The sequence below is a fragment of the Kutzneria viridogrisea DSM 43870 genome, assembly GCF_000525635.1.
In the GTDB taxonomy this organism is placed as follows: Bacteria; Actinomycetota; Actinomycetes; order Mycobacteriales; family Pseudonocardiaceae; genus Kutzneria; species Kutzneria viridogrisea.
Genome location: NZ_CP007155.1, coordinates 4,457,431 through 4,479,095 on the forward strand (window position 1 = coordinate 4,457,431; position 21,665 = coordinate 4,479,095).

Below are 21,665 nucleotides of genomic sequence, written 5' to 3' on the forward strand. Positions count from 1 at the left end.
CTCAGTCCTGCGGGCGCGACCGGGATGCCCGCCACATGGTGTGCTCCCTGCTCACGGCTTCCTCGGAGTCGGCGACCTCGCCCGCCCAGCTCTGCTCGTCCTCGACCAGTTCCAGGCGCGAGTGGGCGATCGTCAACTCGTTGGCCGCGAAGGTGTAGGCCCGCGCGAGCGTGGCGTGCTGGCGCAGGTTGATCCACGCCGTGCCCGAGGCGATGAGTGCCGCGGCGACGCCCGCGAGGTCCAGGTCGATGAACCGGGCCGCCTTGGCCAACGCCGCCGTGACGCCGAGTATCTCGATGACCAGCAGCGCGGTGTGCCACCGGGCCGCGCGACGCTCGTGGAACTCGGCCTTGCGCGCGTACCAGGCTTGCTGGTCGCCGATGCGGAACCGCAGGTACGCGGCCTTGCGGGTGGCGAGGTCCCCGGCGCGCAGCTCGTGCATGGTCGCAGTGACCGCGGGCCGCCGCGACAGTTTGACGCTCGTGGTCGGTGCCTCGTCCAACAAGCGGGACAGCTGCTCGACCAGCCGGTGCTCGGCGTCCTTCTCGTTGTCCTGCTTGGCATACGGCACCCCGCAGACGCTGTAGCGCCAGGCGAGGCTCTTGGCGGACTCGGCGAGAGCCCGCCCGTCGTACCAGCTTTCCTCCGGCCGGTTGGTCTTGAGACTGAGCTGGGTCAGCGAGATGGCGGTCAGTGCTATCGCGGTGCACACCGCGGCCAGGTCGACCCCGGCCGGGCCCGTCCGCAAGCTGATCGTCCCCGTGATGGCGGCGAGGATCGCGAGCAGCAGGCGCAGCCGCACCGTTGCGGCGTACTGCCGCTGTCCGGCCAGCGAAGCGGAGTCCGCGGCCTCGAACAGTCCGGGCAGATCCGGGTTGACCAGACCTCGTTCCGTGGTGACCACGCCTCGCATCCCCTCCGCGCGCTTCGATTGAACGGGAGCTTATGACCCGTGACGGCTTGGGACAGGAAGGTCCGTGAAGTGGCGTGGAAGTGTCATCGATCCGCCTGCCCGGGCGGATGTCACTACCGTGTCCTAGCAATGGCACTGATTTGGTACTTGATGTGCAAATGGTGCGAGATGCAGAATCTGCCCACGAGTACGTATTTGCCATTCGCCTGGGGGATGCTATTTCTGGATCGTTTCTGGTCCCGTCCTGGCTGGCGCTGCACAACCCCTATCTCGGGTGGCGGCGCCGGTCGGTTCGGCAAGTCGCTTATTGGCCCACGGCGCGCTGGGCTGACGCGCGCGCCGGCCGTCGCGACGGCCGCAGGCGCATCGTGGGGGTGCCGGAAACCGCTCCCGAGGCAGGTCGGCGCACCGTGACCACGCCACGAGTGGCGGAACTGGTGAGCCTCACCGAGCAGCGCATGTCCTGGGAGGTGGCGCGGCACCACCGGGAGCAGGCCTGGATGCAGCGGCTGCGGTCGAAGCACCTCGCGCCGCTGGACGCGCAGATCGAGCGCACCGAGTTGGCCGCCCAGGCGCTTGCCGACCTCGAGAAGGACCAGGACCTGACCAGGTGGGCGCGTGGGGCGGATGTGCTGCATTCCGAGTGCTACGTGCGGCGACGGCGGCTCGCCGAGCTCGAACGGTGCCGGGTGGCGGCGGTCGAGCACTACACGAAGGAAAAGGAGCGCCTCGGCGAACTGCTCCAGCGGGTCGCCGCCGTCGAATCCGGAATGACGATCCTCGACGACGTGACCAGGAGCCGCGTCCAGCAGGCCTGCGCGCACGGAACGAGAAGGATCTTCAACTACTGGGCGTCCTTCGTCCGGAGCCATCCGCAGGGTGGTGAGGTCAACGAGCGATTCGTTCCGGCGGTTCCTTCGCCGACGGAAGTGGCTGAGCAAACATGAGAAAGCCGATGGCAATCATGAAATTTCCGCGCGTGGCGTTTCGTCGTGGTCGGCGTGCTGACTCCACTGGTGCGAGGGTGAGTGAGTTCGAGCCCGCGGCGGTCGGCCGCACCGCGGCGTACCGGGAGATCGCCGAACACGTGGACCGGCTGGCGCCCGGCGCGGTGGACGAGGCCAGCGGTGACGTCCTGGACTCGTGGATCGACGCGAGGACGGAGCAGCGGCTGGGGGAGCTCGACTGCGACTACCAGGACTACCGGCTGCACACGGAGGTGCGGGCCGGCCGGGCGAACGCGGCCCTGCCCAGGCTGGAGATCCAGCTCAGGCACGAGGAACTCCGCCTGGCAGAACTGAGGAAGGCGCGCGACGCCGCCGAGGCGAGGCTGCACGGCAACGCCTCGCCGGGAGCGCTCGCACCGCGTGCCACCGAGGAGCCCGGTGCCACGCAGGCACCGCCGAGCGTGCCGTACGCGGACTCCGGCTACGCCGACACGGCATTGCTGGCCGGTCGCACCAGGGGCAGCTACGCCTACCTCATCGCGCTGCTGTTCGCGGTGGGCGCCGACATCTCCGCGTTCTTCCAGGTGATCCAACTCGTGATGCGCGACCAGGCCCAGGCCGTCGCGCTGGTACTGGTCCTGGGGTTCACCGCGATCGTGCTCGCCCTCGCGCACTGCGCCGGAATGATGCTGCGCGACCGCAAGGCCGGGGTGCGGTGGGTGCCCGCGGCCGGTGCGCCGCTGTGCGCCCTGCTCTGGCTCCTGCTGGGCCTGCTCGCCGCCTGGGTGCGGTTGAAGTTCGGTAGTGTGCCGGTCACCTCTGGGGACTTCTCGCTGGGCGAGGCGGACCAGTCGCAGTCGGGGGAGTCCTTCGCCGTTCCCGCCGCCGCGACCTTCCTCGCCCTCTACCTGGGCAGCGGGCTGGTGGCCGGGGTGGGGGCCTACCTCACCACGAACAGGTTGCAGAGCGCCTACCTGAAAGCAGCCAAGGTGCACGATCGAGCCGTCCAGCGGGTCGCGGTGAGCACCGCCGCGTACCAGCGGCAGAAGGCCCTGGCGGAAACGCACTTGTCCGCACTGGCCGCCGCCGAGGACAAGCGCGACCGGCACCGGGAGATCGTTCTCGCGTTCGCCAAGGAGCTCAAGAGCTATGCGCGGGAACTCATCGCGGCCAAGGCACAGGACCCGGCGCTGACCGACGCGCTCATCCACCTCGTACCGGCTCCCGGTGGCCAAGCCCCTACCTATCCCGCAAGCGCGTAGACACAGGACAGGATCATGAAGCGCACCGCCGTGTTCTCCGCCGCCCTGCTGGCCGTTCTGCCGCTGCTGACGTGCGGCTGCGCGCCGGCTCCCTCCACGGTCCAGCCCGTCACACCGGCCTCGCCCTGCCCGCTGTCCAACTCGGCACCGCTGGCCGTCGCCGTCGGTGCGCGGGCCAACGTGCCCAAGCCCAAGCTGCCCCCGGAAGTCCAGGACCTGATGCGGGCGGCGGCCAAGAACCACCAGCGGCTCACCCTGATCAGGGTCGACGGGCAACCGCGGATCGTCTTCGACCAGGCGCCGCCGCCCACCGCGGGCAACCCCGAAGCCGAGAAGCAGGCCGTCACCAGCTACCTCGCCGCGGCGCAGTCGGCGTTCGGCAAACAGATCACGGCGGTTTCCCCGCAGGCGGACGTGCTGACGGCCCTGTCCGTCGGTGCCAGGACCACCCAGCCCGGCGGAACGGTCGTGCTGGTCGACTCGGGGTTGCAGACCGTCGCCCCGCTGGACTTCGCCAAGGACGGCCTGCTCCAGGCGAACCCGGCGGAGGTCGCCAAGTACCTCACCGAGGGCAGGCTGCTGCCCGACCTGCACGGCCGCACCGTGCTCCTGGTCGGACTGGGCAACACCGCCCCGCCGCAACCGGTGCTGGACAACAACCTGCGCGCCAAGGTGGTGGACACGTGGAAGGCCGTCGCCGAGGCCAGTGGCGCCTGCGTGGTCACGATTGCCCAGGGCAACACGGACAAGTCCGTCGGGGACAAACCCGAGGTCGCGGTCGTCGCGCCGCCACCGGCACCGGCTCCCCAGCTGTGCGGGACGGTGGAACTCGGTGAGCGGGACAACATCTCGTTCAACGCCGACACCGACACCTTCCGGGACCCGCAGGCGGCGCGGGAGACCCTGAGGAAGTTCGCCGAGGTACTGCGGGACGGCAGGCACCGCGCCGAGCTGATCGGGACGACCGCCACGGACGGCCCGATGGCCGGGCGGGTGGAGCTGTCCATGCGGCGAGCCGAGGCGGTCAAGGCGGTGCTGGTCGAGTTCCAGGTGGCGGCCGATCACCTGACCGCCCGCGGGGTCGGCACCGACTGGCCGGGTCACCTGGCCGACGTCGGTCCGGACGGACGGCTGCTGCCGGGACCGGCGGGCCAGAACCGCAAGGTGATCATGAACATCACCTGTTCGGCCTGAGGCGAGCGAGGGCCGATGACCTCCTACGACCCGGTGGCGCGCCTGGCGGACCGGTGGCACGGGTGGCGCGACGGCAGCGCGGGCATACCGCTGCCCGGTCGTGCACCGCTGTCCACCCCGCACCGCGATCGCCTGACCGGTTGGGCCTGCACCCAGTACGAGCAGGAACGCCTGCGCTACCAAGCGATCCACGCCGACTACCAGCGCCGACGTGCCCGCGCGCTGGACAGGCTACGGCAGGCCGAGTCCGTACTGGGGCGAGCCAGGGAACGGGCTCGCGAACTGGCGGTCCAGCCGGAGGACGGGGTGCTGACCCACCGCAGGCCGGGGGAGGAGCGCCGTGCCGCGCCGGAGATCCGGCGACGCAGGCTGCGCGAGCACGCACGCGGGTTGCTGACTGCCAGGCAAGCCGTGCGGGCCGCGCGGACTGAAGTCCAAGACAGCAAGCGGGAACTGGCGGCCACCCAGACGTGGCTCCGAAGACAGGCTGAGGGCGTGGGGGAGCGGGTACGAGTCGTGCAGGCGCGCTGTCACCGGCGACTCGCGTCGTACCGAAGCGAGCTGGTCCGCAGTCATCCCCGGGCCGGGCTGGTGGCGCAGGCGATGGACCTGCTCGAACCCACCCTGCCCGAATGGCTGCGGGAGCAGGCCGGGCTCGCCGAGCCAACCCCGTTGCCGCCCGCACCCGACCTGGCGCCCGCCGCGGACCAGGCGCCCAGACCCGAGCTGGACGGCGAAATCCACCCGATCCGCGACGGGCTGGTCATCGGATCCTGCGCGGACCACGCCGACCTGGTCGTGCCTGGCTACGGCGTGGCGGCAAGACATGCCGTGCTGACCAGGAAAGGCGATCGCACCCTGCTGCGTGACCTCGGTCGCGGTAGCCGGACCTGCCACGCCGGAAGGCCTGCGCGACGGGTCCACCTCGAACCCGGTTCGGACTTCTACCTCGCCGATCACCGCTTCCGGGTCAGCGCGGACGGCGAGCACCTGATCAGGACCCCGGTCGACCGGTTCGGGCTCCTCGTCCGCGCTCTGTCCAGCCAGGTGGTGCACGGCGACAAGGTGGTGCCCGAGCTGACCCGGGTGTCCTTCGCCCAGCGGGCCGGGACCGTGCTGGCGATCCTCGAACCAACCCAGCCCGGCTCGGTCGCGCTGTTCTCGGCCCTGCTGGGGGAGTCGCCCTCCAGCGGCGCTCTGCACTTGCACGGCCTGAACATGCGCACGCACCTGCACCAGATCAGGACCTGGACGGGGTTTGTGCCGAAACACCCCCGTCTGCGCGGGAAGTGGACGGTGCGCAGGGAGCTCGAGCACGCGGACCGCGTGCAGCGCCCGTCGGACATCCGGCCGGACCGGTCCGGGCAGCTGCGCGCCCCGGTCGCCCGCGTGTGCCGCCTGCTCGGCCTGGAGTCCTTTGTGGACAAGAGGGTGGATCAGCTCTCGAAGGGGCAGCGCAGGCAGCTGTCGATCGCGGTCGAGGCCCTCGCCGAGCCACGGCTCTTGCTGCTGGACGAGCCGATCTCCGGTCTCGGTCTCCGCATGTCCCGACCTGTCATGTCCGGCCTCCGCGAGGTGGCCGCCCTCGGCTGCACGGTGCTCATGACCGCGCGCTCCGTGGCGGACCTCAGGTTCGCCGACCAGGTGGTCGTGATCGGGACGAAGGGGCGCCTCGTGTTCAGCGGCGACCCGGCCGCGCTGCCGGGCACCCTCGGCGCACAGGACGACCGGGGATTGCGGAAGGTGCTGGCGCGATCCACCGGGGAACTGGCGCGGAAGTATGCCGCCGAAACAGTGTGCAATGCCTGTGGCACAACGGAGACACAAGAATGACAAACCAGTTCAGCGGCGCGTCTGGCGACTATGCTGCGTGCACACCGCTCGAAACGACTTATCGTCGACATTCCCTTGAGCGATCTCAGTGAACCCGAGGAATTCCATGTTCCAGCAAAGCCGGTTCCGTGGGAACCGAACACTGGTCGCTGCGATCCTCTGCGTCCTGTTGACCGCGGTTGCCGGGTGCACAGGTTCGTCGGTGCCGCCACCCGCGGGCAATCCCGCGCCACCCGCGGAGCCGGGATTCGTGCTGTCCTATGCGGCGGCCGCGGCACGGCTCGACGGGCTGGACCCGGCTACGGCCGAGGGCCAGCTCCGAGACTGGGCGCGCACCGGGCTCGCCTCGTACCTGGAGATGGACGCGGCTCGGCTGCGCGACGCGACCTACGACTCCCTGCCGGTGCGCGACCCAGGTCTGAGCGACCTGTCCCGGCAGCCCACGGGGCCGGGACGTGCCCTCTACGACGGCAAGGGCGTGCTGCACCTGCTGGTGCCGCGTGGTGACCCGCATCGGGCCCGGACCATCGGGTTGCTGGTGGACCAGTACAGCGCCGATGCGGGCGACGATCCGCCGCAGGTCCAGGTGCACGACTACGAGCTGCTCACCAGTCAGCGGGCTGTCTCGGTGTCGCTCGGCAAGGCCGTCGCGACGCCGGAGGTCCGGGCGGCCAACGGGTATGTCGCCCAGCGCGTCGACGAGGCGGGCGGGCTGACCGGCTTCCTGGCCAAGACCCGCCACCTCACCGGATTGTCCTTGCGGGGCAACGAGGTCTGGGCGGAGGGCTGGAACTGGCCGGACGTACCGGCCGCACCGCTGAGCGCCGAGGACGTCACCGTCATCCAGCGCGGCTACACCGCGACTTCCGGTCCGTCGCCCGGTTTCTCCCTGGATCCCGGTCCGGTGAAGACCGCGGCCGACGTGCTGGCGCTCGTTCCCGGGCTGAGCCCGAGCGTGGCGGAGGCGGTGGCTGCCAGGAGCGACACCCCCGCACTGAGCCAGCTCCGGCAGGAGGTCCTCGACGCGCTCTTCGGCGGCACACCGCCACCTGCGGGTCTGCCCGCGGACCGCACCCGGCTGTGGGCGCTCAAGCAGTTGCTCGACGGGCAGCCGGGCTATTCTCAGGCGCGGTACGACGGACCGCTCGCGGGCACCGAAGTCGGGATGACGCTCTACTACGGTGACTACATCGCCAAGCAGTGGTCCACCGGCGTGGGTGGCGGCGTGCCCGACAAGGCCGTCCCCGGATTCGTCGCCGACCCGGACGCGACGATCCCCTGGGGACACTGCCCCGAGGGCAGCGAACCCACCAGCGAGTCGGGAAGGCTGTGGTTCGGCCAGAACGAATCCGGGTTCGCCTACACCGCCAACCGCGTCACCATCGGAGCCCAGGCGACGCGGCTGTTCGCCAAGTCCAACGGCGACGCGGGCGAGGTGGAACCCAGCTACGCGTTCGGCCGCGGCCTCGGGTGGTGGGACCAGCACTACGACGCCGTCGCGAGCTACGAGCCCCAGTTCGAGCGCATCGATCAGATCATGCGCTGGAGCGGTGCGCTGGAGTGGCTGGTCACCAAGGCGGGCAAGCGACTTCCGGACTCGGGCGGCACGGCGGGCCCCGGGCTCAAGTTCGCCGACTGGTACGCCAAGCACACCGAACTGCGGGAACGGTCCGCGATCGATTTCGTGTCGCCCCCTTCGGCCGGCGACAGGGAAGCGGTCCTGTCGAAGCCGTCGAAGACCTTCGAGGAGTGCGGGTTCACGGCGATCAACGGCGGCGTCTCGCTCGGCAACCTGCTCACTCGGCAGGGCACCCGGGACCACCACCCGGACCTGCCCTCCTCGGTGGGCCGGGCCGGGGTGTACGATCAGGGATCCGCCTACGACCCCGCGACCGGGACCGGTCACCTCAAGCAGGTGTCGCTGGACGACGCGGGCAAGGCCGAAAGCTACCGCCAGTACACGTTCTCGGCACCCGCCCAGGGCGGGGCGGCAGTGGAGACCACCGCCAGCGGCCGCAAGGTGGGCTCGCTCGGCGGCGTGAAGGTCAACCTCGACGCGGGCACTCCTCGGCAGGTCCGCAACGACACGTCCGCCGACCGTGGGCACATCACGCAGCGGGTCGAGGTCCAGGGCAAGGAACTGGGCGCGCTCGACGTGCGCAAGGACCACGACTCGGTCACCCTCGCGTGGCAGTCCAGCGTCGTGGACAACGCACTGCGGCTGCTCAACGCGGAACAGAGCCGGCCGGGGGTGGAACCGGGCTCCGGTGCCGTGCTCAGCCACCAGGACGCGTCCGGGCAGGTCCAGTACCAGCTGGGTGGGATCGACGGCCCCTGGCTGGAGACCACCCCGGGGGCGAAGCCGCCGGGCAGCGAACTGACCTTCCGTCTCGGTGCCCCGCGCCAGCAGGGCGGTACGGCCGAGTTCAGCCAGGCAACCCTGCGCGGGCCGCCCGATCTCGGTGGGCCCGACCAGTGGTTGCGGGTCAGCCTGGCGACCAAGGACCAACCCGCGAGGATCTCGCCTGCCGGTGCACCCGACAAGAACGCCAGGCAGATCTCGGTGACCACCCCGGACGGCCACGGCTTCACCGTGTACCGGGAGGACGATCATTGGGCAGTGCAGCACAAGGACCTGGCGGGCAAGCCGGAGAACGCGGCCGCGCTCGCGAAGTTCGAGGTCATCGACGCGGCGATGCAGCAGGCGGCGAAGGCCAAGGACGGCTACTACCGCGCACTCGCGCTGGACGGCAACGGAGTGGCCCTCGTCGGTGCGGACCGGGTGGTCCTCGTCTCGAACTTCGAGCCTTGGGCACCCATCGCGCTCCACGCGATCGTCCCCGGTGAAGCGGCACCGCTGTTCCAGATCCAGGGCAAGAGCATCCTGCACGTCGGCCAGACGAAGGTCAGCACCGAACCCGGTGGACAGGTCAAACACGAGAAGCTCGGCGAAGCGCTGGGGCAGGACAGGGACGTGTACCTGCTGGAGAGCGCCCGTGTGGCCTACAGCCTGCGGGAAGGCTCGATCATGGCCGATGAGGTGTCCCGCGACGCGCAGGTGGTCGTCGTTCCGGCTGTGGCCGAGCAGACCGCCAAGGCCGTGGACCTGCACCCCGACCTCCGCGAGTACGCGGGCAAGCGGTGGCAGCTGGTCCGCGCCGGCGGTTCCGGCGGTTCTGGCCCGCCACTGCGCGGCACCACGGGCACCGTGGGCAGGGTCTCCACCAGCACGGTGCAGACCACGAGCCCGAGCCCCACAACTTCCGCCGCCGCGGGGCAGACGACCGGTGTCGTGCCGATCCTGCTCGTCTGCCCGGAGAACACCCCGGATGTCCCGGAGTGCAAGCAGTGACGGCACCGAGGACTCCGCGCAACGGAGGGCCGATCCCCATCGTGGAGGGCAGTCCGCTGGCGCGGGCGGTCACCGCGGCCAAGCTGGCGTGCGAGCGCAAGGACCTGCGCGGTGCGGACGACGCCTACCGCCGGGCCTGCTCCTTGGCCGCCGACAAGGAGCTGTGGACCGCGCTGGTCATCGAACACCTCGCGCAACTGCTCGCGCTCGGGGACACCACGCTTGCCCTGCGCCGCTGTGAGGAGCACCTCGGCCGCTCCGACCGGGAGCATCCCGTGATCCTGTTGGTGCGAGCTGAGATCCGCAGCAAGCTGGGCAGCCACGCCGCCGCCACGGCCGACACCCGGTCGGTTCGCGCCGCGCTCGGCGACCAGACCTGGCTGCTGAGCGCCGACAACCACGCTCGACTGCTCAGGGTCGAGGGTCTGGCCGCAGCCGACCGCGGGGACCTCGACCTGGCCAGGCAACGGCTGGATGAAGCGGAGAACGCCTTTGGTTCGGCGGGCAACCAGACCGGGGTCGCGCGGATCGACCACGACCGGGTCCTGATCGGACTGCACCAGGGCGAGACAACGGCATCGCCCGAGGAACTCCGGGACACGCCGCCGCGAACCGCCGCCGACTACCTGCGACTCGCTCTCGCGTTCAAGCGCGAGTTGCGCTTCGAGGAAGCCGCTGACGTACTTCGGCGCGGCGTGGACGATGCGGGTGTCGATCGAGCCCAGCGCTTGCCGGTGGTATGCGAACTCATCGTGCTGCTCCGGATGATCCGCCAGTACGCGGCGGCCGAACAGCTGTACGCACGGCTGGCGGAGGCCGCCGCGCAGGCACCCGACCGCGCGGCGGCGGAGGAGATGCTGGCCAGGGTGAACAGCACGGTCCTGCCTGCCACACCGCACTTCCACAGCGGCCTCTGGCATGCCCACCGCTTGATCGCCGAGACCCGGCTCAACGACCTCGAACACGATCGCCACCTCGGCGACGAGGACCGTGCCTCGCGGCTGGACGAGGCTGAAAGCACACTGCTACGGGTCCGCGATTGGGCGTGCGGTGACCGGGCTGTCACCAGTTGGCACCTCGTCGCGGGCGAACTCGAACTGGCCGGGTACAACTTCACCGGCGAACGCGTCCACCTCGTCGAAGCCGTCAAGCACCTCGCCACGGTCATGGACCGGGCCGAGGGTACCCCGCTGGCGGAGGTCAGGGCATTCGCACTGCGCCTGCTCGGCCACGCGTACTTCCGGCTGGCCGGGGACGAGGGAGGCGATGATCGCGCCGCACAGTGCTGGGACGAGGCGCACCGCATCGAGGAGGACGTGGCCGCCCGGCAGCGCAGTGAGGTGCGGGTCGAGATGCTCCAGGCCGCCCGTACCGAACAGGACGAGAAGGTCATCGCCGCCGCCGCGGCGTACCGGAGCCACGCCGGAACCTCGCCCCCTGGCGGGGAAGCGAGCCGCAACCGAGCGAGAGACGAAGCCGCGGCCGGTGTCGTCGTGGCCATGGAAGCGGCGCGGGGCGCGACGATCCTCAGCGCCATCGACCCCGACGCGACAGCGCTCACCCGGGGCCTGCCCCGGCCCAACGACCCCGTGGGCTCGTGGCGGTGGCTGTGCGGGACAACCCGTGAGCTGCCCGAATCCCAGGCCGTCTGGATGATGCACGTGACCCGGCGCCAGGTCCACCACGCGATTGTCAGCCGCGACCGGGTCGACTACGTCAGCGTTGCGGTGGAACGGAAAGACCTCGAAGGAGCGGTTGACAGCCACAAGGCCTTCTGGGGCGAGGAAACCCTGGACCACGCCATCAGCGATGGCAGCTTCGAACGCTCCCTCGCCGTGCTCGCCGAGAGGAACGGCGTCGCCGAGGTGGTCGGGCGGGTGATCCCGCCGGGGATCAGCCGGATCGCGATCGTGGCGGGTGGCGCGCTGTCCGACGTCCCGTTCGCGGGCTTGCCGGTGCCGGGCACCGGTGAGCGCCTCGGTCTGCGGTACGCGTTGTCCGACCTGCCCTGCCTTTCCGCGCTGGGCCCGCTCCGGCGGCGCGCCCAGCGGCAACGCGGTGACCGCCCGCTGCTGGTGCGGCCGCCCGCCTCCGATCTGACCAAGGCCAGCCGGTACTTCACCTGGAAGTGGTGGAACGTGCTGAAGGGCGAGAAGGCCACGCCGGGTGAGCTGCGGGAGCGCCTGCGAGCCCACCGCCACCACTGGGTGCGCATCGACAGCCACGGCAAGCACGCGCACGAGGACCCAGCGCAGTCGTACCTGGAGCTCGCCCCGGAAGGCCCGCAGGGGCACCTGAGGCCCGAATCCCTGCAGGGGATGGACCTGAGCCACTGTGGAACCGTGGTGTTCGGCGCCTGCGAGTCCGGCATGGCCAAGCGCCGCGGCCGGGAGGAACGCACTGGTTTGGTGCGTGCCGCGGTGGTCGCGGGTGCCGCCTCGGTGCTGGCGTCCAGGTGGGTCGCCGAGGACCGGGTGGCGGCCTTCGTGCTCGACAGGTTCGGGCGGTACATCCGCCACCTGCCGCGTGACGTGGCGCTCCAGCGCGCCCTGCTCGACGTCCAGGCGGGCGCCCTGCGCACCCGGACGGACCTGACCGCTCACGACCACCCTGCCTGGTGGGCCTGCTGGACGCTGCACGGCGACACCGGCCCGCAGACCGGGGTGGGCCCGACCCGCCTGCGCCTGCGGCGGGAACTCGACAAGTGGAGGAGCTTTGCCTTTCACCGCAAGGTCCGGCCGACCCAAGGTCTTCATCTCCTTCGCGGGCAACGATCGGCCGATGGCTGAGCGGCTCGGCAGGGAACTCGGGGAACGCGGTGTCACCCCGTTCGTGGACGCGCGGGACATCCTGCCGGGCCAGGACCTCGTGCTGACCATCAACGACGCCCTCACCCAGTCCGACTACTTCGTGTTGCTGTGGTCGCGGAACACGGTGGGCCGCCGCTGGGTGGACCTGGAGTGGACCGCGGCGCTCGCGCGCGACCTGGAGGACCGGCGCTGCTTCCTGTTCGTGGTGCGGCTCGACGACACCCCGCTGCCGCTGATCCTGACGATGCGCCGGTACCTGGACGCCTTCGGCAGCTGGGAGACGGTCGCGGACGAACTCGCGGGGGCCTGGCGCCGGGACCAGGCTGTCGGGCTGCCGGTGCTGCCCGCACCCGTGGGCGTGGACCTGGGCGAGGGCCCGACGAGCGTGCTCTACGTGCGCAACCGGGCCCTGTCCGTGGCGCACACGGTCGCGGTGCCCTCCTCGGCCACCGGCCGAGAACTGGAGAAAGCCGTGCGCACGTCGCTCGCGCTTCCGGACCAGGTGACCGAACTGGGCGGCAAGGTGGGCCTGACCTTCCACTACCAGTTGCGCCATCGCGGGCAGGAGATCGCCGACCAGCCGCTTCCGGCCTTGCACATCACCGAGGGCAGCATGATCGATCTCGAGGTCGAACTGGAGACCTGGGACAGCGACGGAACGGTCTGCCGGACCACCTACCGCACGAACGGGTACTCCGGACTGCCCCCGGAGATGATCCACAAGCTGGTCAACTCGGGGATCGGCCACCTGCGCCCCCGACGGGGCTGAGGTCCTGGCTCCAGGCGATCCCGTACGAGGAGCGCGGCACCAGGTCGGAGAACTCCGAGTACACCTCCCCGCACGGATCCGCGAAGACCTGCTTCCGGTTCTCCGGCGAGTCGCCGACCTCGGTCGCCAAGGCCTCGTGGAGCCGCCATATCGATCCCGGGACGCGCTCGGGGCCGAACCGGACGCGCAGCCGGAACAGGCGGCAGGGGTAGCTCGGGGTGCACACGTAGTACGGCGCGATCGGCTGGTTCGGGGAGAACCGCACGCGCACCGCGTACTCGTGCTCCTTGTTCCGGCCGAGCGGGTGGGGCAGTCGGAGCACGAACCCCACCCGCCTGGTCGACTTCATGACCCGTTTCGCGAGCAAGCCGCCGTACAGCACGTCCAGCCCGAGCTCCCGCGGCGATCCCTCCCCGGTCCACCCTGGCGGGGGTTCCAGGGTCATGGAGAGTTCGACCGCCTCCAGATCGTCCTGATCAGCGACGATCCTGCGCGTTTCGATCACCTCGGGCACCGGCAGGTCCAGCACCACCGAGGCCTGGAGCTCGGCCGTGTGCCAGGGACCGGTGGCACCAGGCGCTGTCCGCTCCGGTTCCGCCCGCTCGACCGCACCCTGCGCGAGCAGCAGGCATGCCTTGTCCAGCCAGCGCAGAACTGTGCGCTTCTCCCGGTCGACCTGGTCCTTGACCTTCGCGAGCCGCGCGTCCAGGTACGGTCCGCGCAGGGTGTCGTTGAGCCCGAAGGCCGCGACGGTGACCAGCAGGAACTCGTCGGGCAGGTCCTTGATCAAATTCCGCAGGTAGTCGACGAGCAGGCCGCGCACCCGCACTGTCCGGTCACCGGGCCCGATGCCGCAGAGCTGTGCCAGGTGCGGGCCGACCCGTTCGCCGATATCCGCGTCCTGCACCCCCCTTCCCCTGCACAAACCCCGCAGTTCGGCCTTGAGTTCGATGATTGTCGGGTCCATCGGCTTCCTCCGAATCGGAATTGGGAAGGATTCTAGGGGGTGCGTGTGTGCCGCGGTACCGGGGTGACCTGCCGCGAGTCGAATCGCATCGCCGCTGTTCATGGTGGTTTCCTGGGTTTCCACTCGTTCTGGAAACCCTCGCGCCCTGTGCTGGCGGGTACCTGGCGTGCACACTTGAGCCATCGGGACTGGTCCCGCGGGGTTCGGGAACAATAGCTACGAGGTCTTCGGGCCCAGGATCGTCACCGCCGAGGGTTTCCCTCGATTTCAGGTGGCGCCGAAAGGCCCCTCGGGGGAGGTGAACTGACCGTGCACACGCATTTTTTCCTGCTGTTCTGAGTTGAGTTCTCCACGTGGCTGAACGGGCATAATGCTGCCATGAGCGAGGGGGCGGGCGAGTTCGGCAGACGACTCCGGCGGGGGCGCGAGACCGCCGGGTACTCGCTGGCAGACCTGGCCAAGCGAATCCACTTCAGCAAGGGCCACGTGAGCAAGGTCGAGAACGGGCTCGCGCGGCCCAGCCGGGACTTCGCGGAAGCCTGTGATGCCGTGCTCGGTGCGGCGGGGGCGCTCTCGGAGCTGGCGCGCGTCGCGGCGCCGAGTCCGGGCGGCGGCATTTCCGGTTTGCCCATGGCGACACCGCACTTCACCGGCAGGCACGGGGAACTGGTCCTGATCGGCACGGCGCTGGCCCAGGCGACCGCGACGGGGTGCAGCGTGCTGACCGGCATGGCCGGCGTGGGCAAGACCGCGCTGGCCGTGCGCGCCGCCTGGAACGCCGAACAGGACTTTCCCGACGGTTGCCTGTTCTTCGACCTGCACGGCGCCGAGGTGTCCAGTGCTGAGGCGCTGGACCGGGTCCTGCGCACTCTGGGGGTGCCCGGTGCCGACATCCCGCCCGACCAGGACGGTCGAGCCAACCTGTATCGCGATCGACTGCGGGGCAAGCGGATGCTGCTCGTGTTCGACAACGTCCGCAGCACCGAGCAGGTCGCACCACTGCTACCCGCTGAACCGAGGTGCCGAGTGATCATCACGAGCAGGAACCGGCTGAACGCCCTCGACGACGCGGCACATGTGCCGATCGCCGAACTCTCCACGGCGGAGTCCGTCGAGTTGTTCAGATCCGTCGTGGGGGAGCGGCAACGCATGCCCACCGAGGACGAACCGGTGGCCGAGGTCGTCGCGTGCTGCGGTGGACTGCCGCTGGCGGTGCGGATCGCGGCCGCCCGGTTCCGGTCCAGTCCTACGTGGACGTTCGAGGAGTTCGCCAGCCGGCTCGCGGGCGAGGCCGCGCGGCTGAACGCCCTCGACGACGGCGAGCGCAGTGTCGCCGCCGCGTTCGCCCTGTCCTACCAGCGGCTGCCCGAGCAGTTGCGCCGCCTGTTCGGCCTGCTGGCGCTGCACCCCGGTCGCGACATCGCCACGCACAGCGCCGCCGCCCTCGCCGGGGTCGGGGTCGGGGAGGCCGAGCGGCTGCTCGACCAGTTGGCGGACGCGCACCTGATCATGCCGCGGCCCGGCGGGTACTGGCAGTTCCACGATCTGGTGCGGATGTTCGCGACTGAGCACGCGCTGAGCGAGGTGCCCAGCGCTGATCGCGACACCGCGGTGCGCAGGCTGCTCACGCTCGCCCTGTCCCGGGCGAGAGCCTGCGACGAACTGCTTGCCCCGCAACGGTTCCGGCCCACACCGGTGCCCGGGGTGGAACCGCTGTCGGCGGAGGAGGGGTTCCCCGAGTGGGACACCGCGCTGTCCTGGCTCGACCTGGAATGGCCGAACCTGGTCGCGATGTGCCGGATGGCTGCCGCCCGCGGCGAGCACGAACGCTGTTGGCGACTGGCCTTCCTGTTGCGGGACTTCTTCTTCCGCACCAAGCTGTGGGACCCGTGGATCGAGACCCACCGGCACGCCGCCGCCTCGGCCAGGGCCATCGGCGACACCACCGCCGTGGCCATGACGGTGAACAACCTCGGCATGGCCTACGCCGACCGCGGTGACCTCGGCCTCGCCCGCGACCACTACCAGCAGGCATTGGCCCTGTTCCGCGAGGCCGGCGACGACAACGGCACCACCAGCGCGCTGTCCAACCTCGCCTGGGTCAACCTCTACCTCGGCGAACACGAGGCCGCCCTGCGGGACATGAAGGTGGCCCTGGAGTCCTACCGGCGTACCGGTTCGGCGCGCAACGCCGCCATCACCCTGCGCGGGATCGCGTTGACCGAGGTCGAACTGGGCGCCTTCACCGACGCGCTGCGCCACGCCGAGCGGGCACACGAGGATTTCCGCGGATCCGACTTGGACTTGGCCATGTCCTTGAACTGCGTGGCCTGGGTGCATTTCCGCGCTGACCGGCATGCGGAGGCGGCCGCGCACTACGAACAGGCCGCCGAACTCGGCGAGCGCGGCCGCAGCCCCTTCGAGGTCGCTCGCGCCAAGACCGGTCTGGGCAATCTCGCGGCCGTTGCCGGTCGACCCGAGGAGGCCGCCGACCTCTGGGCGCAGGCCACGCGCCTGCACAACGGCCTCAACCCCGTCACGGTCGGCGAGGCCGCGGCCCGCCGCAGGTTGCAGGGCTGACCGGACTCCGTGCCAGGTCGACACGGAACCGCGGATGTCCAGGTCGGCCGACGAGCGGCCGACCTGGACACCGGGATCAGACGAGGTCGTACCGGTCGAGGTCCATGACCTTGTTCCACGCGGCCACGAAGTCGCGCACGAACTTCGCCTTCGCGTCGTCGCTCGCGTAGACCTCCGCGAGGGCACGCAGCTCGGAGTTCGAGCTGAAGACGAGGTCGACGCGGCTGCCGGTCCACTTGAGCTCGCCGGTGGCGCGGTCGCGGCCCTCGAAGGTCTCCGCGTCCGAGGACACCGGCTTCCACTCCGTGCCCATGTCGAGCAGGTTCACGAAGAAGTCGTTGGTCAGCGACTCCGGCGTGGCGGTGAGGACGCCCAGCGTGGACTGCTTGTGGTTCGCGCCGAGGACGCGCAGACCACCCACGAGCACGGTCATCTCAGGCGCGCTCAGGGTCAGCAGGTTCGCGCGGTCGACCAGCAGGTACTCGGCGGGCAGCCGGTGACCCTTGCCGCGGTAGTTGCGGAACCCGTCCGAGGTGGGCTCCAGCGCGGCGAAGGACTCCGCGTCGGTCTGCTCCGCCGAGGCGTCCGTGCGGCCCGGGCTGAACGGGACCTGGACCTCGTGACCGGCGTTCCTGGCGGCCTGCTCGACCGCGGCACACCCACCGAGCACGATGAGGTCGGCGAGGGAGACCCGCTTGCCGCCGGTCTGCGAGCTGTTGAAGCCCTCCTGGATCCCCTCCAGGGTGCGCAGCACCGTCGCCAGCGTGTCCGGGTCGTTGACCTCCCACTCCCGCTGCGGCGAGAGGCGGATGCGCGCCCCGTTCGCCCCGCCGCGCTTGTCGCTGCCGCGGAAGGTCGAGGCCGAGGCCCACGCGACGGAGACGAGTTGGGCGACCGACAGCCCGGAGGCGAGGATCTTGTCCTTGAGGGCGGCGAGGTCCTCGGCCCCGACCAGCTCGTGGTCCACGGTGGGGACGGGGTCCTGCCAGATCAGCGTCTCCTGCGGGACCAGCGGTCCGAGGTAGCGCTGGATCGGGCCCATGTCGCGGTGCGTCAGCTTGAACCAGGCCCGGGCGAACGCGTCGGCGAACTGGTCCGGGTTCTCCAGGAAGCGCCGCGAGATCGGCTCGTAGATCGGGTCGAAGCGCAGCGCGAGGTCGGTGGTCAGCATCGTCGGGGGACGCGTCAGCGAGCCGTCCTCCGGGTCGGGCACGGTGCCCGCCCCGGCGCCGTCCTTCGGCTGCCACTGGTTGGCCCCGGCGGGGCTCTTGGTCAGCTCCCACTCGTGGCCGAACAGGTTCTCGAAGAAGCCGTTGCTCCACCTGGTCGGCGTGGAGGTCCAGGTGACCTCCAGCCCGCTGGTGATCGCGTCCCGGCCCTTGCCGGTGCCGAAGGTGCTCTTCCAGCCCAGGCCCTGCTCCTCCAGGGGAGCGGCCTCGGGCTCGGGGCCGACGTGCCGGTCCGCGTCACCCGCGCCGTGGGTCTTGCCGAAGGTGTGCCCGCCCGCGATCAGCGCGACGGTCTCCTCGTCGTTCATCGCCATCCGCCCGAAGGTCTCGCGGATGTCGCGGGCCGCGGCGAGCGGGTCCGGGTTGCCGTTCGGGCCCTCGGGGTTGACGTAGATCAGGCCCATCTGGACGGCGGCCAGCGGGTTCTCCAGGTCCCGGTCGCCGGTGTAGCGCTCGTCGCCGAGCCAGGTGCGCTCCGGGCCCCAGTAGACGTCCTCGTCGGGCTCCCAGACATCCGCCCGGCCGCCGGCGAAGCCGAAGGTCGTGAAACCCATCGTCTCCAGCGCGCGGTTGCCCGCGAAGATCATCAGGTCGGCCCACGAGACCTTGCGGCCGTACTTCTGCTTCACCGGCCAGAGCAGCCGGCGCGCCTTGTCCAGGTTGGCGTTGTCCGGCCAGCTGTTGAGCGGGGCGAAACGCTGCATGCCCGCGCCCGCGCCGCCGCGGCCGTCGTGGATGCGGTACGTGCCCGCGCTGTGCCAGGCCATCCGGATCATCAGCGGCCCGTAGTGGCCGAAGTCGGCGGGCCACCACTCCTGCGAGGTCGTCAGCACCTCGTCGACGTCCCTGGCCAGGGCGTCGAGGTCGACGGTCTGGAACTCCGCGGCGTAGTCGAAGTCCTCGCCCATGGGGTTGGCCACGGCGGGGTGCTTCCGGAGGATCTTCAGGTTGAGCTGGTTCGGCCACCAGTCGCTGTTGCTCGCGCCCTCAGTCGGGTGCTTCAGGCGTCCGGCACCGACCGGGCACCCACCTGCGCTCTCGTCGTTCATCTCGCCAACAACGGCGTCAGGGCTGTCAGACACGGGAGTCCTTCCGGGATCAGAGTGTGCACTCAGGAACCGAGTGCGGCGGAGCAGTCGGGGCACTGGCCCCAGTAGATGACCTCGGCCTCGTCGATCGTGAAGCCGTGGTCCTCGGACGCGGCCAAACAGGGTGCGGTACCGACGGCGCAGTCCGCGTCGGCGATGGCACCGCACGACCGGCACACAACGTGGTGGTGGTTGTCCCCGACCCGTGACTCGTAGCGCGCCACGGAGCCCGCCGGCTGGATTCGCCGGACCAGGCCCGCCGCGGTCAGTGCTCGCAGCACGTCGTAGACGGCCTGGTGCGAGACCTCACCGAGATCCCCACGCACGACACCGAGGATCGAGTCCGTGTCGGCGTGCGGGTGGTCGTACACCGCGGTCAGCACCGCCACCCTGGGACGTGTCACACGCAAAGCAGCCCCGCGCAACATGCGCTCGAAGTCCGAAGTGGTGGGCACGTGCCGGAGTCTGGCCCAGTTTCTGGAATCAATCAAGTTGTCGGGCGAACTGGGCGTGTCGCGCTCGCTTGACCGGTCTGTCCGGTCCGGGCCGAGGCTGCGGTGTCGTGAAAGTGCCGTTCAGGGCACCCAGTGTCCTGAACGGCACTTTCACGACACGGCCCGTGTCGGCGCCCGCGGTCGTGGCTGGCGTTGCTCCTGTCGCGGTCTCGTGCACGGATCCGAACTCACACATTCACCCGAAGGTGTCTCAGGCGAACGAGGGTGCTGGCAGTGCGGCCGCGGTTCGTGGAATCGGCGGGCAGCGGGAATCCGGCCTTGGTTTGGGAAACTCAGGGAATGTCCCGGATGTGGCTGCCGTCGAGCAGTGCCAATGTGGACGAACGATCGTCCTGTGCCTGAGCGTTGTGATACTCGTTGAACTGAGGAGAGACAGTCCACCTTGACATCACCAGCTGAGCAACTCGCTTCTGCCCTCGCCGCGACCATTGAGGGCCACAGCACACGCCGCTCCCAGGTGGACCCGTACCCCGTGGAGGGATGGCATCCCGGTGCGCGGATCGGGGCCACCGCGGCAAGCGGATCACTTGTGGCCTACAACGACTCCGGGGCTGATGGCATCTGCATCCTGCAGGACGGTCGCGGTGTGTGGCTGAACGTGGAACCCCGTGGCCACAGCCGGGATTTCAGGCAGCGGCCGTATTCGGTCTGGCAGTGGATGCCGTCCTACAACGGCCAGCCCACTCGGCTGTTGGGAGCACTCGCTCCCGAAGCCGCCCGGGTGGAACTGGTCAGTGAGGACGGCGCGGTCGCCCAAGCCGAGGTCGTGGACCACACCTTCGCCGTGCAGATGGTCGTGGACATGGTGTGCCTGCGCAACGCCAGGGAAAGGCTGGAGGCCACTGAGAGCACCTCCGAGGAGGGCCGGGCCGAGTTCGAGAAGCTGATGTCGGAGTCGCGAACGGAAATGTCGAAGGTCAGGGTTCGGGTCTACGACAGCGCCGATGTGCTCCTCTACGAAGGACCATCGATCAACCCCGCCGACTAGTGTCGTGCGCCGGAAATCCGCCACATAAGTCTAGTCTGGGTTGATGGCGCGGATTGGACGTCCTCCTGCTGAGGTGACGTTGACCGAGCAGGAGCGGGTAACGCTGGAACGGTGGGCGCGGCGGGCGAAGTCGTCGCAGGTGCTGGCACAGCGGTGCAGGATTGTGCTGGCGTGCGCGGACGGCCTGCCAGGCAAGCAGATCGCCGAGGATCTTCGGGTTCACCCGTCGACGGTGACCAAGTGGCGCAGGCGATTTCTCCAGCATCGGCTGGAGGGCCTGGTCGATGAGGAACGGCCGGGCCGTCCGCCGTCGATCACGGTGGACCAGGTCGAAGAGGTGATCGTGGCGACTCTGGAGGAGACCCCGCGCAACGCCACACACTGGTCTCGGGCGTCGATGGCGGAGAAGTCCGGGCTGAGCAAGTCGACCATCGGCCGGATCTGGCGCGATTTCGGGCTCAAACCCCACCGTGCCGAGACCTTCAAGCTCTCGACCGATCCATTGTTCGTGGAGAAGGTCGTCGATGTCGTTGGCCTGTACCACAATCCGCCCGAGCGGGCGGTGGTGCTGTGCGTGGACGAGAAGAGTCAGATCCAGGCACTGGACCGCTCCCAGCCGGTGCTGCCGATGATGCCGGGTATGCCTGAGCGGCGCACACATGACTACGCCCGCAATGGCATCACCAGCCTGTTCGCCGCGTTCGACGTCGCCGATGGCACGGTGATCGCCGAGTTGCATCGTCAGCACCGGGCCGCCGAGTTCAAGAAGTTCCTCATCACGATCGACAAGACGGTCCCGGCGGAGCTGGCCGTCCACCTGGTCTGTGACAACTACGGCACTCACAAGACCCCGGCGATCAAGGCCTGGCTGGCCAAGCACCCCAGGTTCCGCATGCACTTCACCCCGACCGGATCATCGTGGATCAACCAGGTCGAACGCTGGTTCGGCTTTCTCAGCGACCAGAAGATCACCCGAGGTACCCACCGCAGCGTCCAAGCGCTGGAGAAGGACATCCGCGTCTGGATCGCTGACTGGAACACCCATCCACGGCCGTTCATCTGGACCAAGACCGCCGAAGAGATCCTCGAGTCACTCGCCCGATTTTGTAGGCGGATTTCCGGCGCAGGACACTAGTACGGCAGCCGCCTACCTGTCCAACGCGGCGACATCCTCGCGTGGACCGACGAAGCGGACCGCCTCGATTCCTCGTCGCCAAC

The 21,665-nt window shown here is 69.8% G+C and carries 14 protein-coding genes; 10 read left to right on the top strand and 4 right to left on the bottom strand.

The features are described 5' to 3' along the window. Nucleotide 1: 1 nt before the first annotated feature. Nucleotides 2-904 (bottom strand): DUF4231 domain-containing protein, encoded by a 903-nt coding sequence (locus KALB_RS19570; RefSeq protein WP_025357408.1) that lies wholly within the window; start codon nucleotides 902-904, stop codon nucleotides 2-4. Nucleotides 905-1,338: 434 nt separating this feature from the next. Here KALB_RS19570 and KALB_RS19575 point away from each other — a divergent pair, with 434 nt between their 5' ends. The 7 genes from KALB_RS19575 (at nucleotide 1,339) to KALB_RS19605 (ending at nucleotide 13,080) form a co-directional block, all read left to right on the top strand. Then, nucleotides 1,339-1,860 (top strand): hypothetical protein, encoded by a 522-nt coding sequence (locus KALB_RS19575; protein ID WP_025357409.1) that lies wholly within the window; start codon nucleotides 1,339-1,341, stop codon nucleotides 1,858-1,860. Between the two features lie 77 nt (nucleotides 1,861-1,937). Next, nucleotides 1,938-3,122 carry a hypothetical protein gene (locus KALB_RS19580; protein WP_025357410.1) on the top strand — a complete coding sequence of 395 codons (1,185 nt, stop codon included), beginning with the start codon at nucleotides 1,938-1,940 and terminating at the stop codon, nucleotides 3,120-3,122. Nucleotides 3,123-3,137: 15 nt separating this feature from the next. Next, the gene (locus tag KALB_RS19585; protein WP_025357411.1) at nucleotides 3,138-4,316 is read left to right on the top strand and encodes an OmpA family protein; all 1,179 of its coding nucleotides are present in this window, start codon (nucleotides 3,138-3,140) and stop codon (nucleotides 4,314-4,316) included. Nucleotides 4,317-4,331: 15 nt separating this feature from the next. After that, on the top strand, nucleotides 4,332-6,149 hold the full coding sequence (locus tag KALB_RS19590; protein WP_025357412.1) for an ATP-binding cassette domain-containing protein: 1,818 nt from the start codon (nucleotides 4,332-4,334) through the stop codon (nucleotides 6,147-6,149). Nucleotides 6,150-6,351: 202 nt separating this feature from the next. Then, nucleotides 6,352-9,501, top strand: coding sequence for a hypothetical protein (locus KALB_RS19595; RefSeq protein WP_148309536.1), 3,150 nt, complete (start codon nucleotides 6,352-6,354; stop codon nucleotides 9,499-9,501). Then, the gene (locus tag KALB_RS19600) at nucleotides 9,498-12,290 is read left to right on the top strand and encodes a CHAT domain-containing protein (RefSeq protein ID WP_148309537.1); all 2,793 of its coding nucleotides are present in this window, start codon (nucleotides 9,498-9,500) and stop codon (nucleotides 12,288-12,290) included. The genes KALB_RS19595 and KALB_RS19600 overlap by 4 nt, the downstream gene beginning before the upstream one ends. Then, complete coding sequence (locus KALB_RS19605) at nucleotides 12,283-13,080, top strand: toll/interleukin-1 receptor domain-containing protein (RefSeq protein WP_025357415.1); 798 nt, start codon at nucleotides 12,283-12,285, stop codon at nucleotides 13,078-13,080. The genes KALB_RS19600 and KALB_RS19605 overlap by 8 nt, the downstream gene beginning before the upstream one ends. Here KALB_RS19605 and KALB_RS19610 read toward each other — a convergent pair. Further along, on the bottom strand, nucleotides 13,040-13,987 hold the full coding sequence (locus tag KALB_RS19610) for a hypothetical protein (RefSeq protein ID WP_148309538.1): 948 nt from the start codon (nucleotides 13,985-13,987) through the stop codon (nucleotides 13,040-13,042). The two genes, KALB_RS19605 and KALB_RS19610, sit on opposite strands and share 41 nt — an antisense overlap. Nucleotides 13,988-14,425: 438 nt before the next feature. On the opposite strand from KALB_RS19610, the gene KALB_RS19615 reads away from it, so the two are divergent. After that, nucleotides 14,426-16,627: an ATP-binding protein gene (locus tag KALB_RS19615; RefSeq protein ID WP_025357417.1), complete on the top strand. Its 2,202-nt coding sequence runs from the start codon at nucleotides 14,426-14,428 to the stop codon at nucleotides 16,625-16,627. Between the two features lie 76 nt (nucleotides 16,628-16,703). Here the strand turns inward: KALB_RS19615 and katG are convergent, their stop codons facing one another. Together katG and KALB_RS19625 are read right to left on the bottom strand one after the other, a co-directional pair. After that, complete coding sequence (katG, locus tag KALB_RS19620) at nucleotides 16,704-18,938, bottom strand: catalase/peroxidase HPI (RefSeq protein WP_025357418.1); 2,235 nt, start codon at nucleotides 18,936-18,938, stop codon at nucleotides 16,704-16,706. Nucleotides 18,939-18,967: 29 nt separating this feature from the next. After that, complete coding sequence (locus tag KALB_RS19625; RefSeq protein WP_025357419.1) at nucleotides 18,968-19,399, bottom strand: Fur family transcriptional regulator; 432 nt, start codon at nucleotides 19,397-19,399, stop codon at nucleotides 18,968-18,970. A gap of 589 nt (nucleotides 19,400-19,988) precedes the next feature. On the opposite strand from KALB_RS19625, the gene KALB_RS19630 reads away from it, so the two are divergent. Together KALB_RS19630 and KALB_RS19635 are read left to right on the top strand one after the other, a co-directional pair. After that, complete coding sequence (locus tag KALB_RS19630; protein ID WP_025357420.1) at nucleotides 19,989-20,447, top strand: hypothetical protein; 459 nt, start codon at nucleotides 19,989-19,991, stop codon at nucleotides 20,445-20,447. Between the two features lie 43 nt (nucleotides 20,448-20,490). Then, nucleotides 20,491-21,582, top strand: coding sequence for an IS630 family transposase (locus KALB_RS19635; RefSeq protein ID WP_025353938.1), 1,092 nt, complete (start codon nucleotides 20,491-20,493; stop codon nucleotides 21,580-21,582). Nucleotides 21,583-21,665 lie beyond the last annotated feature (83 nt).

Bases quoted from the DNA above. Each gene is read 5' to 3' on its own strand.
- KALB_RS19585 (WP_025357411.1), top strand. From the start codon at position 3,138: ATGAAGCGCACCGCCGTGTTCTCCGCCGCCCTGCTGGCCGTTCTGCCG.
- KALB_RS19590 (WP_025357412.1), top strand. From the start codon at position 4,332: ATGACCTCCTACGACCCGGTGGCGCGCCTGGCGGACCGGTGGCACGGG.
- KALB_RS19605 (WP_025357415.1), top strand. From the start codon at position 12,283: ATGGCTGAGCGGCTCGGCAGGGAACTCGGGGAACGCGGTGTCACCCCG.
- KALB_RS19615 (WP_025357417.1), top strand. From the start codon at position 14,426: ATGAGCGAGGGGGCGGGCGAGTTCGGCAGACGACTCCGGCGGGGGCGC.
- KALB_RS19635 (WP_025353938.1), top strand. From the start codon at position 20,491: ATGGCGCGGATTGGACGTCCTCCTGCTGAGGTGACGTTGACCGAGCAG.